At 65.3% G+C, this 12882-nt stretch carries 12 protein-coding genes; 9 read left to right on the forward strand and 3 right to left on the reverse strand.

Features of this window, described 5'->3' with window-relative positions; translation table 11 throughout:
* Nucleotides 1–29: 29 nt before the first annotated feature.
* The 7 genes from ASH04_RS20725 to ASH04_RS20755 are packed head-to-tail and all read left to right on the forward strand — an operon-like array spanning nucleotide 30 to nucleotide 5974.
* Complete coding sequence (locus ASH04_RS20725) at nucleotides 30–1283, forward strand: APC family permease (protein ID WP_057474413.1); 1254 nt, start codon at nucleotides 30–32, stop codon at nucleotides 1281–1283.
* A 31-nt stretch (nucleotides 1284–1314) separates the two neighbouring features.
* The gene (locus tag ASH04_RS20730; protein WP_032374799.1) at nucleotides 1315–1680 is read left to right on the forward strand and encodes an ArsR/SmtB family transcription factor; all 366 of its coding nucleotides are present in this window, start codon (nucleotides 1315–1317) and stop codon (nucleotides 1678–1680) included.
* Nucleotides 1677–2765, forward strand: a complete 1089-nt coding sequence (arsB, locus tag ASH04_RS20735; protein ID WP_032374798.1) for an ACR3 family arsenite efflux transporter — start codon at nucleotides 1677–1679, stop codon at nucleotides 2763–2765. Before ASH04_RS20730 ends, arsB begins: the two co-directional genes overlap by 4 nt.
* A complete protein-coding gene (locus ASH04_RS20740) occupies nucleotides 2765–3187 on the forward strand; it encodes an arsenate reductase ArsC (RefSeq protein ID WP_032383195.1) in 423 nt (140 codons plus the stop codon). Before arsB ends, ASH04_RS20740 begins: the two co-directional genes overlap by 1 nt.
* The gene (locus ASH04_RS20745) at nucleotides 3184–3600 is read left to right on the forward strand and encodes an arsenate-mycothiol transferase ArsC (protein WP_057474414.1); all 417 of its coding nucleotides are present in this window, start codon (nucleotides 3184–3186) and stop codon (nucleotides 3598–3600) included. Before ASH04_RS20740 ends, ASH04_RS20745 begins: the two co-directional genes overlap by 4 nt.
* 5 nt (nucleotides 3601–3605) lie before the next feature.
* Nucleotides 3606–4661 (forward strand): ArsO family NAD(P)H-dependent flavin-containing monooxygenase, encoded by a 1056-nt coding sequence (locus ASH04_RS20750; RefSeq protein ID WP_057474415.1) that lies wholly within the window; start codon nucleotides 3606–3608, stop codon nucleotides 4659–4661.
* A complete protein-coding gene (locus tag ASH04_RS20755) occupies nucleotides 4658–5974 on the forward strand; it encodes an FAD-dependent oxidoreductase (protein WP_057474416.1) in 1317 nt (438 codons plus the stop codon). The genes ASH04_RS20750 and ASH04_RS20755 overlap by 4 nt, the downstream gene beginning before the upstream one ends.
* Before the next feature lie 75 nt (nucleotides 5975–6049).
* Here ASH04_RS20755 and ASH04_RS20760 read toward each other — a convergent pair whose 3' ends face one another.
* The 3 genes from ASH04_RS20760 to ASH04_RS20770 form a co-directional block, all read right to left on the reverse strand.
* Nucleotides 6050–6796: a sulfite exporter TauE/SafE family protein gene (locus ASH04_RS20760; protein ID WP_027495346.1), complete on the reverse strand. Its 747-nt coding sequence runs from the start codon at nucleotides 6794–6796 to the stop codon at nucleotides 6050–6052.
* A 33-nt stretch (nucleotides 6797–6829) separates the two neighbouring features.
* Entirely contained in the window at nucleotides 6830–8491 is a 1662-nt protein-coding gene (locus ASH04_RS20765) for an NTF2-like N-terminal transpeptidase domain-containing protein (protein ID WP_200937352.1), read from the reverse strand.
* A 107-nt stretch (nucleotides 8492–8598) separates the two neighbouring features.
* A complete protein-coding gene (locus ASH04_RS20770) occupies nucleotides 8599–10428 on the reverse strand; it encodes a penicillin-binding transpeptidase domain-containing protein (protein WP_057474417.1) in 1830 nt (609 codons plus the stop codon).
* 91 nt (nucleotides 10429–10519) lie between these two features.
* Between ASH04_RS20770 and ASH04_RS20775 the strand changes: the two genes are divergently transcribed.
* Together ASH04_RS20775 and ASH04_RS20780 are read left to right on the forward strand one after the other, a co-directional pair.
* Nucleotides 10520–11065, forward strand: coding sequence for a hypothetical protein (locus ASH04_RS20775; protein ID WP_032367118.1), 546 nt, complete (start codon nucleotides 10520–10522; stop codon nucleotides 11063–11065).
* Between the two features lie 133 nt (nucleotides 11066–11198).
* Entirely contained in the window at nucleotides 11199–12818 is a 1620-nt protein-coding gene (locus ASH04_RS20780; RefSeq protein WP_057474418.1) for an ABC-F family ATP-binding cassette domain-containing protein, read from the forward strand.
* The last annotated feature ends 64 nt before the right edge of the window (nucleotides 12819–12882 follow it).

A 12882-nucleotide genomic window follows, 5' to 3' on the forward strand; every position in this document is an offset into this window, starting at 1 on the left:
GTCGCCGTGATCGACATCCGGGTCCAGGCATGACCGACCCACAGCCGCTGGCCCGTCGACTGGGCCTTGTCGATGCAGTCGTCATCGGTGTCGGCTCGATGGTCGGGGCGGGAGTGTTCGCATCGTTCGCTCCCGCGTCGGCCGCAGCGGGTGCCGGCTTGCTGATCGGCCTCGCCATCGCGGCTGTCGTCGCGTTCTGCAACGCGACGTCGTCCGCGCAACTCGCCGCCCAGTATCCGACGTCGGGCGGGACGTACATCTACGGTCGCGAACAACTCGGTGAGTGGCCCGGCTTCCTCGCCGGCTGGACCTTCGTCATCGGCAAGACCGCAAGCTCGGCGGCCATGGCGATGGTGTTCGCGGCCTACGTCGCCCCTTCCGGCTATGCGAAAGCCGTTGCGATCCTTGCCATTGTCGCGTTGACGGTGGTGAACTACTTCGGCATCACCCGTACGGCGCTGCTGACGAAGATCCTCGTCACCGCGGTGCTCGCCATCCTCGTCATCGGGGTGGTTCTGGGCTTCGCCGGCTCGCCGGGCAACGGCATGGGCACGTCGGGATCCCTCACCGGGGACGGCTGGTACGGAATTCTGCAGTCCGCGGGATTGCTGTTCTTCGCCTTCGCCGGCTACGCGCGCATCGCCACCCTCGGCGAGGAAGTGGTGCGGCCCGAGCGCACCATTCCACGGGCCATCGTCTCTGCACTCGGCATCGCGTTGCTGATCTATGCAGCGGTTGCCGTGACATTGTTGACGGTATTGGGCCCGGACCTGCTGGCCTCGTCGTCGGCTCCGCTGGTCGATCTCGTTGTGACGTCGGGGTATTCGTGGGCATCACCCGTCATGCGCATCGGTGCCGGACTGGCCGCGCTCGGAGCGTTACTGGCCTTGATCGCCGGTATCGGGCGCACGTCGTTGGCGATGGCCCGCCACCATGATCTGCCGTCGTATCTCACTGCGGTCCACCCTCGCTACTCGGTGCCGCACCGGGCCGAGATCACTCTGGCGGCGATCGTCTGTGCCGCAATTCTCGTCGTGGATCTTCGTGACGCCATCGGCTTCTCGTCCTTCGGGGTGCTGCTGTACTACCTCGTCGCCAACGTCAGCGCGTACACCCAGGGCACCGAACACCGACGCTATCCGCGCCCCCTTCAGGCGCTCGGAGCGCTCGGGTGCCTGGTTCTCATTGCCACGCTGCCCTTGTCGTCGATCGCGATCGGCACCGTTGTCGTACTGCTCGGCGTCCTCTACCGTCTGGTCCGGGTTCGGCGACTGTTCACTTGACGGCTGATTCGACAGGGGTCAATATAGACCAATGTCGAATCAAGACCGGACTTCCTCGGCCGGCGCATGCTGTTCGCCGCTCGTCCACGAACCGCTGACAGTGGACTGGGCCGGGGATCTGGCCCGCATGTTCAAGGCTCTGGGCGATCCTGTGCGCCTGCGGTTGCTCAGCCTCGTCGCCAGCCATGCCGGCGGCGAAGCGTGCGTGTGTGACATATCCCCTGCTTTCGACCTGTCGCAACCGACGATCTCCCACCACCTCAAGGTGCTCCGCGAAGCCGGGCTGCTCGACTGTGAGCGACGCGGAACCTGGGTGTACTACTGGGTCGTTCCAGCTGCCTTGCAACAACTATCGTCGGTACTCACCGCAGCGGACCCCACGGTGGTCACGGTATGAGCACCACCACGGACACCGCCGTCGTCGGCAAACTCTCCACGCTCGATCGGTTCCTCCCGGTGTGGATCGGTGTCGCCATGGTCGTCGGCCTGATCCTGGGACGCATGATCCCCGAGCTGAACGACGCGCTGTCCTCCATCTCCGTCGACGGGGTGTCGCTCCCGATCGCCGTCGGCCTGCTCGTCATGATGTATCCGGTACTGGCCAAGGTCCGTTACGACCGCCTCGACACCGTCACCGGAGACAGGCGGCTGCTGATCGGATCGCTCGTTCTCAACTGGATCCTCGGACCGGCGCTGATGTTCGCTCTCGCATGGCTTTTCCTGCCGGACCTGCCCGAGTACCGGACCGGCCTGATCATCGTCGGCCTCGCTCGATGCATCGCGATGGTCATCATCTGGAACGACCTCGCCTGCGGAGACCGTGAGGCCGCGGCCGTGCTCGTGGCGATCAACTCCGTGTTCCAGGTCTTCATGTTCGCCGTCCTCGGATGGTTCTACCTCTCGGTACTGCCCGGCTGGCTCGGCCTCGAGCAGACCACGATCGAAGCGTCGCCGTGGCAGATCGCGAAATCGGTGCTGATCTTCCTCGGAATCCCGCTGATAGCCGGATTTGCATCGCGCTTCTTCGGTGAACGCGCCAAGGGCCGCACATGGTACGAGGAGAAGTTCATCCCGAGGATCGCCCCGTGGGCTCTCTACGGGCTGTTGTTCACCATCGTCGTTCTCTTTGCGCTACAGGGTGATCGGATCACGTCACAGCCCTGGGACGTGGTGCGCATCGCGCTGCCCCTGCTGGTCTACTTCGCGGTGATGTGGGGCGGCGGTTACGCACTCGGGGCCGCCATGGGCCTGGGCTACGAACGCACTACCACCCTCGCATTCACCGCTGCGGGCAACAACTTCGAGCTCGCCATCGCCGTCGCCATCGCCACCTACGGCGCAACGTCCGGGCAGGCGCTCGCCGGAGTCGTCGGTCCGCTCATCGAGGTGCCGGTCCTGGTCGGCCTCGTCTATGTCTCCCTCGCCTTGCGGAAGCGGTTCTCCCCCAGCCTTTCCACGACCACGTCATCGAAGGATTCCTGATGTCCGAGACACCCAGCGTGCTGTTCGTCTGCGTCCACAACGCCGGCCGCTCTCAGATGGCCGCCGGATTTCTGACTCATCTTGCCGGCGATACCGTCGAGGTACGTTCTGCCGGTAGCGCTCCCGCGGACACCATCAACTCGGCAGCGGTGGAGGCCATGGCCGAGGTCGGTATCGACATCTCGTCGCAGTCGCCGAAGATCCTGACCACCGAGGCCGTCGAGACGTCCGACGTCGTCATCACCATGGGCTGTGGCGACGCGTGCCCGGTGTTCCCCGGCGTGAGCTACCGCGACTGGGCACTGGCCGATCCGGCAGGAAAAGGCGTCGAGGCAGTGCGCCCGATTCGCGACGAGATCAAGCGTCGGATCGAAGACCTGATCGCCGAACTGGTTCCAGCGAAGCAGAGTTCGGCATCATGACGACACCCAGCGTGCTGTTCGTCTGCGTCAAGAACGGCGGCAAATCACAGATGGCGGCCGGCCTGATGCGCAAGACGGTCGGCAATTCGGTCGAAGTGCACTCTGCCGGAACCGAACCCGGTAGCGCAGTCAACGCACTGTCCGCCGAGGCACTCCTCGAAGTCGGCGTCGATCTGTCGGGTGAAGTACCGAAACCGATCGACCCCGCTCTGCTCGCCCGGATGGACTACGTCGTCACCCTCGGCGGTGAGGCCAAGGTAGACGTGGTCGACGGCCCCGGATTCGAGAACTGGGACACCGACGAACCGTCCGAACGCGGTATCGACGGCATCGAGCGGATGCGTCTGGTGCGTGACGACATCGCAGGCCGCGTCGGAGAACTGACATCCCGATTGCGCAGCGCGGAAACCTGATTCGAATGAACACCGAGGTGGTGGTGATCGGCGGCGGTCAGGCAGGACTGGCCGCCGGCTACTACCTGCGACGAGCCGGTCTGGACTTCGTCATCCTCGACAACCAGACGCACGCCGGCGGGTCCTGGCAGGACTACTGGCCGTCCCTGCATCTGTTCTCGCCGGCCGAGTACTCGCGACTACCCGGTTGGCCGATGCCGGCGTGGCACAGTGGTTTTCCGCCGGCATCGCATGTGGTGGACTACCTGCGGGCGTACGAGAAGAAGTACGACTTGCCGGTGCAGAGGCCCGTCGACGTGAAGTCCGTGCATCGTACGACCGAGGGCTATCGAGTCGACACCGACGGCGAGTCGTACGGTGCCGCAGCAGTCGTCAGTGCGACGGGAACGTGGTCTCGGCCGTTCTGGCCGAGCTACCCGGGCATGCGTGAGTTCGGTGGGACCCAGCTGCATGCCGCTGACTACCGAACGCCGGATCAGTTCGTGGGCAAGCGAGTAGGAATCGTCGGCGGCGGAAACTCGGCGGCGCAGATACTCGCCGAGATATCCACGGTTGCGCAGACCCTGTGGTTCACCAACCGCGAGCCGAGGTTTCTGCCCGACGACGTCGACGGTCGGGTGCTGTTCGATGTCGCCAGCGATCGGTCCCGCACTCTGGCGGCAGGCGGTCCCGATACCGGCGGGGTCGCCGGTCTGGGCGACATCGTCATGGTCCCGCCGGTGCGGGAGGCCAGGGATCGCGGAGTGCTGCACGCCCGGCCGATGTTCACCGCGATCACCACCGACGGCGTCACCGACGGACATACGACGGAAATGCTGGATGTAATCCTCTGGTGCACCGGATTCCGACCCGCACTGCGGCATCTGCAGCCGCTGCATTTGCACACCGAAGGATCACGAATCGTGCTGGACGGCAATCACGTCCGCGGCGAAGCGACGCTGGTGTTCCTGGGCTACGGCGACTGGACCGGCCCCGCCTCGGCGACGCTCATCGGCGTCGGCCGGACGGCACGCGCAGCAGTGGACACTCTAGTTCGACGAGGAAAGGTAGATCCGACATGAACGAATACCCCGTAGTGGTGGTCGGCGCAGGCCCCATCGGTCTCGCTGCCGCGGCGCACCTGGCCGAAACCGGTTCTGCCGTCATCGTTCTCGAACGTGGACCGTCGGCCGGATCGGCGGTGTCCGAATGGAATCACGTGCGGCTGTTCTCTCCGTGGTCCGAGGTCGTCGACCCGGCTGCCGCCCGAATGCTCGAACCCACCGGTTGGACTCCACCGGACGGCGACACCTACGCCACCGGACGCGAATGGGTGGAGCACTATCTCGCGCCCCTCGCTGCTGTGCTCGGCGATACCGTCCGAGTCGACTGCGAAGTGGTCGGCGTTGCCCGCCGGGGACGCGACCGCGTCGTCGACGCCGGACGCGACACCGAACCACTGTCGGTGCATGTTCGCCGTTCCGACGGCAGCGAGGAACGCATCCTCGCTCGCGCCGTGGTCGACGCGTCGGGCACCTGGGGATCACCGAATCCATTGGGCAGCGAGGGACTTCCGGCCATCGGCGAGAAGGCCGCCGCCGACCGCATCGACTACCGAGTCCCCGATCTGGCCGATCCGGCGATTCGCTCCCAGTTCGCGGGCAAGCACACCGTCATCGCCGGTAGCGGCCACTCCGCGCTGACCGGCATCATCACCTTCGCAGAGCTCGCCGCCGACGAGCCCGGCACGACGCTCACCTGGGCCGTGCGTCGAGGCGTCACCGCGGAGGTCTTCGGCGGCGGTGCGGCCGACGAACTCGCGGCGCGCGGCGCACTCGGCCAACGCGCGAAGAAGGCCGTCGACGACGGTTACCTCACCGTGGTCTCCGGATTTCGCACCGAAGCCGTTGCTGTACAGGGTGATCGGCTCGCCCTCGTGGGCGACGGCGGCACCCGTATCGAGAACGTCGACCGCGTCGTCGCACTGACCGGGTTCCGTCCGGACTTGTCATGGTTGTCCGAAATGCGCCTCGATCTCGATCCCACTCTGCAGGCACCGAAGTTCGTCGCCGAGCTGGTGGATCCGAATATCCACTCCTGCGGCTCGGTGTCACCACACGGAGTCGAGGAGCTCACTCAGCCCGAGCCCGGCCTGTACCTGGTCGGCATGAAGAGCTACGGACGTGCGCCGACGTTTCTTGCGATGACCGGATACGAGCAGGTGCGCAGCATCGCCGCCGAACTGGCAGGCGACCACGAGGGCGCGCGAAAAGTGGAGCTGACGTTGCCCGACACGGGCGTCTGCGGTGGGGCCGGCCTGTTCGACGAGCCCGACGCCCCGACGACCGGTGGATGCTGCGGTGTCTCCCCGGAAGCTGAGGCACAACTGATCTGAGTGTCCACTATTTCGTTCCGGAAGCGGGATCGCGCCTCCCGGCTGAAATGGTGGACACTCAGATCACCTACGACGTCAGCCGAATGCCTGGTACCCCAACCAGCCGGCGAGGCCGAGTCCCAGAATGCCGACCCCCACGCGAAGCACGATCGGCGAGATCACCTTGACGGTCGGTGGCCCGCAGGCACCGCCGACGAAGCAGCCGATTGCGAGAGCCAGAGCGGCCCACCAGTTCACGTGGCCGGAGAACGAGAAGATGATCGCCGCAATGAGATTGGCGATGCCGAGGAAGAAGCTCTTCAGAATGCTTGCGCGCCAGAACGTATCGGACGTACAGATCAGCGCCAGAGCCAGGAAGATAACCCCGGCTCCGGCTCCGAAGTAGCCCCCGTAGATGGCGACGGCGAACAGCGCCAGCGGGTACAGCGTCGGAAATTGCCTGCCGCCGGACAACGTTCGGATTTTCGGCTGCAGCAGCAGCGCAATCGCAGCCATCGCGACCAGGAACGGCACGATCACCTCGAACGATCCCTCCGGAGTGACGAGCAACAGGATGGCCCCGGTGGTCCCGCCGAGCGCCGAGTAGACGGCGTAGCGAATCAGCTGTTTGCCGTCCTTGGCGAGTTCGGCCGACGAGCTCGTAGTGGCACCCACTCCGGCAGCAACCAGCGCGACGGTGTTGGTGACGTTCGCCGAGACCGCGGGAAGCCCTACCGCCAACAGCGCCGGATAGGACACGAGGGATGCGAGCCCGGTGACGAACCCGATGAGGCCGGCGAAGAACCCGGCCACCACCAGTAGTCCGAAATCGAGCACAGTCACCGGACAAAACTACCGTGCCTAACGATCGAGCCCCTATTCGACGGGGTTCGCCATCTCCTGCAGCAAGCGGCTCGTCATCCGCACTGCCTGATCCCCACCGTCGGCGTCCTCGATGTAGACGGCGAAGGCAACATCGCCGCTGGTCGCGAGCACGAAGCGATCATCGCCGCTCTCCCCGGCAAATCCCTGCACGCCGTCGAACGTATCGAGACCACTGCTGTTCGACGATGCGGCCACGATCTCACGCAGGCGGGCTGCAGCGTCAGAGCCCATGGGCTCGGCTGCGCGGTTTGCTACTGCAGTCTGACCGGCGACGATGGCCGGAGTGGGCGCGCTGCCGCGGGAGATCGCCGCTGCCATCTGGGCCAGTCCGAACGGTGTCACCGTCGCCTCGGCCCCGGATGCAGTGGAGACGTTCCGAATGCCGTCGATCGCGCTTCGGCTGTCAGCGGGGGTGCCGGTGTAGGCGTCGAGACCGGGCATCGCATAGTGAATTCCCAGACCCAGGCGTGCTGCCGCGTCTTCGGCACTGTCGTCGCCGCGATCGGCCTGTACCGCTTTGATCAACTCCGACGCGGTGCCGGCCGGATAGGAGCCGGCGAACACCACGTCGCCCTGCTCGTTGGCGTAACTGTTCTGTGCCGCACCGAGAATCGCCCCGGTCGACATGGACACCGCCACGATCGACGCGGACGTACCCGCCATCACCACAGCGTTCTCGGCCGCGAGTTGGACGCGCGGATCGAGCGTTGCGTGCAGGTCCGGTCCGCCCGGTCCCTGGAATCCCACGCGTCGTTCACCGGTTCCGTCGACGGTGTAGGTGTCGACGGCCCAGCCTGCGGTAGCGTCGCGGCCGGATTGCCATGCGGCGCGCAGGGAGTCGAGCACCGGGGAGGTGATTCGACGGTCGTCGACGATGAGCTTCGGCTGCGGGGCGACCACCACTCCCGGCACCGCTCGCAGATCGTCTTCGAGAACGGCGAAGTCGTCGTCGCGCAGTGTCACTGCGGTGATCGGAGCTCCGTGGGCCGAATCGAGTTCCTTCAGTAGCGATTCGGAGGTGATCAGCGGCGCGACGACGTCGATGACATCGGCGAGTTGCTGAGCCGACGCCGCCGGATCACTCATCTGGGCGGGGTCGAGAGAGATGGCGTTGATGGTCCGCTCGCTCATCAGCACGTTGTTCGCCGAATCGAAGATCAACGGCGGAGCGGCGTCGGTGCGGGTGTAGCGAACCGACCCGCCGGAGGTCAGATCCGGAACGAGCGTGGCCGGATCCCACGCGATACGCCAGCCGACACTGAGCTTCTTGGTTGCGCCCTGAGCGCTGTACTTCCAGTCCTTGCCTTCGCCGAAATTCCAGGCGGACGCGAGCGTGAAGAATCCGCTCTCGTCGGAGAGATCCATGTACTGCGTCAGGTCGAAGTCGCCCGTCGATCTACCGTCGGCCGACAAACCGTCGAACATCTGATTCAGAGCTGCCGTCGCGGCGTTCGGGTACGTCGTCAGTGCGGCCGCCGCCGCGACATCGCGGTTGTCCAGCGCGTCGACGAATTTGGAGACCAGTACCTCGGCCTCGCTCGGTGGGCGGTCGACCATCCAGAACACGGCCGAGACCGACAGCGTCGCCGATGCTGCAACTGCGACGAGGTAGCGACCGCGGACCTTGCGCGGGCCACGACGGACACGACTCATAGAACTCATGAGTCACAATATTCACTGTAGTCACACGAGTAACAAGCACGGGATTCATACAAGCCGGTCACGATTGAGATACGGAGTGGTCCGTTTACCTCGGGCTGTTACCTCAGAAAGCGTCCTGCAGCCTCGATGGCGGGCGCCGAACTTCCCGCGTTGTTCACGAAGACCGCGAACGCGAGATCACCGGAGATCCCGACGAACCAGCCGTGCGCTCCTTCGTTGTTCGGCCCGAATTCAGCGGTTCCGGTCTTGCCGAGCAGCCCCGGAATGTCGTTCAGTGCCGTGGCCGTACCACCGGTGATGGTCTCGCGCATCATGGCCTTGATCTGCTCGGTGACCTGTGGGTTCACCGCTGCCGGCTGCATGTTTCCCACGCCGGGCTTACCCGAGACGACCGTCGGCGGGAGCAATCCGTTGTTCGCGATCGACGACGCGACCAGCGCCATGCCGAACGGTGACGCAGTCACCTGCCCTTGGCCGATGGCGGATTCGACGCGCTGCGCCGGGGTGTCGGCCGACGGCACCGAACCGGTGACGGTCGTCAGGCCCGGGGTCACGTAGTCGACGCCGAGGCCGTACTGCGCGGCCGCGTCGGTCAGACCGTTCGGCGGCAGGGCGACGCCGAGTCGGCCCATCGTCGTGTTGCACGATTTCGCGAAGGCAGTGTGCAACGGAACGTCGCCGAGCGCGAAGTTGTCGTCGTTGGGAATCTGACGTCCCTCGATGTTTTCCGTCGCCGGGCACGGCAACACCGTGTCGGGGGTGACGGCACCGGATTGCAGAGCAGCCGAGGTGGTCACCGTCTTGAAGGTCGACCCGGGCGGGTAGAGACCGGTCAGAGCAATCGGGCCTTCCGCATCCGCTGCGGCGTTCTGCGCGACGGCGAGAACCTCTCCGGTAGACGGCCGAAGCGCGACGATCGCAGCCTGCTGCGGCACCGACGCCAGGGCGTTCTCGGCCTTGATCTGCAACGCCGAGTCGACGGTGGTCGCGATGTCGTCACCGGTGGAGGCATCGCGACCGGCAAGCTGGGTGACGGTGTTGTCGGCAGCGACCGATTGGATCGCCCAGCCCCGATTGGCCGCCTGCTCCTGTTCCCACAGCGTCGTCAGGTCGCTGAGAACCGGCGAGACAAGATTGCGATCGGTGGCCAGCAGCCGAGTCTGTGGTGCCAGGGTGACTCCCGGAACGGCCGCGAGCTGCGCTCCGATGGGATCGATATCCGCCTGACGGAGCGAGACTATGGTTGCTGAATTGCCTTGTGCAGCAGCAACGGACGACGCAACAGACTGGGCCGTGATCCCGGGAACGACAGATCCGACGAGAGCGGCGACGGCCACCGGATCGGCCGTCGCATCGACGTTGACGAGGGTGACGACCTGCTGCGACATGAGCTCGCCGCCGTTGGCATCGAACACCCTGGGCGCGACCAGCGCGTCGGTCGGGGTGAATCGGACCGAGGAATCGGCCGTCAGTCCGGGGACCAAGATGGCCGGGTCCCAGGTGATCTTCCACCCTTGCGGAGTCTCTGCCGCGGTCGCAGACGTCGTGTAGTTCCACTCCTTCGGCTGGCCGTCCGGTTCCGCCGTGCCGTCGGTGGTGGTCGAGAAGCGCCAATCGGCGTTCAGCGTGAACGTGCCCGCATCCTCGTTCGCGTCGACAGCCTCGAAATCGGGAGTGGCCGTCACCGTTCCGCCGCCGGACAGCCCGTCGTACAGCTGGGTTAGAGCGGCGCTCGCGCCCGCGGGATCGGTCGTCAGCGCGGCTGCCTGATCGATGTTCGAGCTGCTGACGGCGGCCGCGAACTGCTCGGCGACCGTCTGCGGCTGATCGGGCCCGCTGTTTCCGCAGGCAGCGACCACCAGCGCCAGTACGGACACGATTGCGGCCAGAGTCGTCGGTCTTCTCGTTGTGCGCACGGAGTCGAGCATGCCCCAGGCCTCCGACGAATCGGCGGTGGCGCGAACCCGAGATGGGGTGTAATCATGTAATCATTATTACTGAACCTACAGAGGAGTCACCATGAAACCCAACGGACGCTCGTTCGGTCGCCCCGGCGGCTGGCAGCACGCAGATGTTCCCGACGCCACCGATGCCGGCGACTGGTTCGGCGGCAGATTGCCCGACAGCTGGTTCGAGGGCACCGCGTCGGTCGAGGTGGATCGCGAAGAGATCGTGGTGGTCGGGACGTTGCCCACCGAGGAGGGCAGTTCACCTGCCGCCACCGAAGGCCGCATCGCCCGATTCCGAGAAGGCACCCGGGCCGAGCGCATGCAGATTGCCGACGAGGCCGAGAAGCGCTATGGACGCAAGGTCGCCTGGGGCGTTCGGACCGATTCCGAGGTAGTCCTGTTCACCCACCTGGCCGTCCCGGTCATGACCCGCCTGCGTCAGCCCGAACGACGCGTCCTCGACACCCTCGTCGATGCCGGAGTCGCGCGGTCTCGTGCAGACGCTCTGTCGTGGGCCGTGAAGTTGGTCGGCGAGCACACACAGGACTGGTTGGACGAACTGCGCGGAGCCATGTCGACAGTGGACGAACTACGCAAGAAGGGACCCTCGGTCTAAATCGCTTGCGAATTGCCCACGTTCGGCATTAGCGTGGAGATCGCCTTGTTGCCCACAGATTCGGAGAGGCCATTGCTCTTCCAAAGGTTCTAGACGCCTGCAGTTCGACCGCACGCACACCTTTGGAGCATCCATGCCTCATTCATCTTCCCTCTCTGTCTCCGATCTGACGTTCTCCTGGCCCGACGGCGACCCCGTGTTCGACGCGTTGTCGGCCATCTTCCCCGGCGGCACAACAGGTCTCATCGGTTCGAACGGTGCCGGAAAGTCGACCCTTCTGAGATTGCTCGCCGGAGAACTGACACCGCAGCGCGGTTCGATCTCGATGCCCGGCGTCCTGGGTTATCTCCGTCAGGACATCGCACTCGACCCCGAGCTCCCGGTGGATCGCGTGCTGGCCATCGATTCGGTCCGAAAGGCATTGCATCGCATCGAATCCGGTACATCTTCCGAGGACGATTTCGCCATCGTCGGATCGGCCTGGGACGTCGAGGAGCGCGCCCTGGCGTTGCTGAACAAGCTCGGTCTGGGCGGCATCGTCGGCACCCTCGACGACCTGGATCGACCGGTCGGCACGCTGTCCGGTGGCGAAGCGATGCTGCTGGCTCTCACCGCGCAGTTGCTCGCCGAACCAGACGTACTGCTGTTGGACGAGCCGACGAACAACCTGGATCTCGTTGCACGAGAACGACTGTATGCGGCCGTGGACGGATACTCCGGGGTGCTCGTCGTCTGCAGCCATGACCTCGAATTGCTCGAGCGTGTCGATACCGTCGCCGAGGTCCGCGCCGAACGCAGCGGCACCTCCCGAGTACGCCTGTTCGGTGGAAACTACACGCACTACCGATCGGTGATCGACGCCGAGCAGGAAGCAGCGCGGGCGAGCATCCGAGACGCCAAGAACGACGTGCGCAAGCAGGAACGCGAATTGGTCGACACACAAATCAAACTCGATCGCAGGTTGCGCTACGGCAAGAAAATGTCGGAGCAGAAGCGCGTACCACCGGTCCTTGCGGGCCGACGCAAGCGGGCCGCACAGGAATCGGCCGGCAAACTACGCGGTACCCACGGCGACCGCGTCGACGATGCCCGAACGTCACTGTCTGCAGCCGAGGATCTCCTTCGCGACGACCGCGAGATACGCGTCGACCTGCCCGCAACGAAAGTTCATCCGGGACAGGTAGTTCTGACGCATGACGACGTTCACGTCGTCGGTCCCGAACGCATCGCGCTCGTCGGGCCGAACGGAAGCGGCAAGACCACCCTGCTGCGCAGTCTCGACGCCGCCGAGGCCGAAGTGCCATGGAAATACCTTCCGCAACGCCTCGACATCTTCGACGAATCACGCACCGTTGCCGAGAACATCGCCGACGTGGCACCGCACGCCACCGCCGAACAGATCCGTGGGCAACTGGCGCGATTCCTCTTCCGCGGATCCGACGCCGATGCCGTCGTCGCCACCCTCTCCGGAGGCGAGCGACTGCGAGCCGCACTGGCACGAATCCTGCTGGCCGAGCCTGCACCGAAACTACTGATGCTCGACGAGCCCACCAACAACCTCGACATCACCAGCCGCCAACACCTCATCGACGCACTGAACACATTCGAGGGTGTACTGATCATCGCCAGCCACGATCGCCCGTTCCTCGACGCGATCGCCCCTACCCGCACCATCGACCTGACGCCGATCGCCCAGCCCACCGAGTCGGCCGAGTCGGCCGCGGAAACACCCACCCGGGAGGAGTCAATGTGACGTTCGGTGGCCTTTTCGGGGGTCAATGTCACGTTGAGTGGACTCGACGGGCAACAATCGCGGA

It is taken from the genome of Rhodococcus sp. Leaf233, from assembly GCF_001426165.1.
GTDB lineage: Bacteria > Actinomycetota > Actinomycetes > Mycobacteriales > Mycobacteriaceae > Rhodococcoides > Rhodococcoides fascians.

What these genes read in the sequence shown, in the direction of transcription:
- ASH04_RS20750 (WP_057474415.1), top strand. Translation starts at nt 3,606, where the DNA reads ATGAACACCGAGGTGGTGGTGATCGGCGGCGGTCAGGCAGGACTGGCC.
- ASH04_RS20730 (WP_032374799.1), top strand. Translation starts at nt 1,315, where the DNA reads ATGTCGAATCAAGACCGGACTTCCTCGGCCGGCGCATGCTGTTCGCCG.
- ASH04_RS20775 (WP_032367118.1), top strand. Translation starts at nt 10,520, where the DNA reads ATGAAACCCAACGGACGCTCGTTCGGTCGCCCCGGCGGCTGGCAGCAC.
- arsB (WP_032374798.1), top strand. Translation starts at nt 1,677, where the DNA reads ATGAGCACCACCACGGACACCGCCGTCGTCGGCAAACTCTCCACGCTC.
- ASH04_RS20755 (WP_057474416.1), top strand. Translation starts at nt 4,658, where the DNA reads ATGAACGAATACCCCGTAGTGGTGGTCGGCGCAGGCCCCATCGGTCTC.
- ASH04_RS20770 (WP_057474417.1), bottom strand. Translation starts at nt 10,428, where the DNA reads ATGCTCGACTCCGTGCGCACAACGAGAAGACCGACGACTCTGGCCGCA.
- ASH04_RS20780 (WP_057474418.1), top strand. Translation starts at nt 11,199, where the DNA reads ATGCCTCATTCATCTTCCCTCTCTGTCTCCGATCTGACGTTCTCCTGG.
- ASH04_RS20740 (WP_032383195.1), top strand. Translation starts at nt 2,765, where the DNA reads ATGTCCGAGACACCCAGCGTGCTGTTCGTCTGCGTCCACAACGCCGGC.
- ASH04_RS20765 (WP_200937352.1), bottom strand. Translation starts at nt 8,491, where the DNA reads ATGAGTCGTGTCCGTCGTGGCCCGCGCAAGGTCCGCGGTCGCTACCTC.
- ASH04_RS20725 (WP_057474413.1), top strand. Translation starts at nt 30, where the DNA reads ATGACCGACCCACAGCCGCTGGCCCGTCGACTGGGCCTTGTCGATGCA.
- ASH04_RS20745 (WP_057474414.1), top strand. Translation starts at nt 3,184, where the DNA reads ATGACGACACCCAGCGTGCTGTTCGTCTGCGTCAAGAACGGCGGCAAA.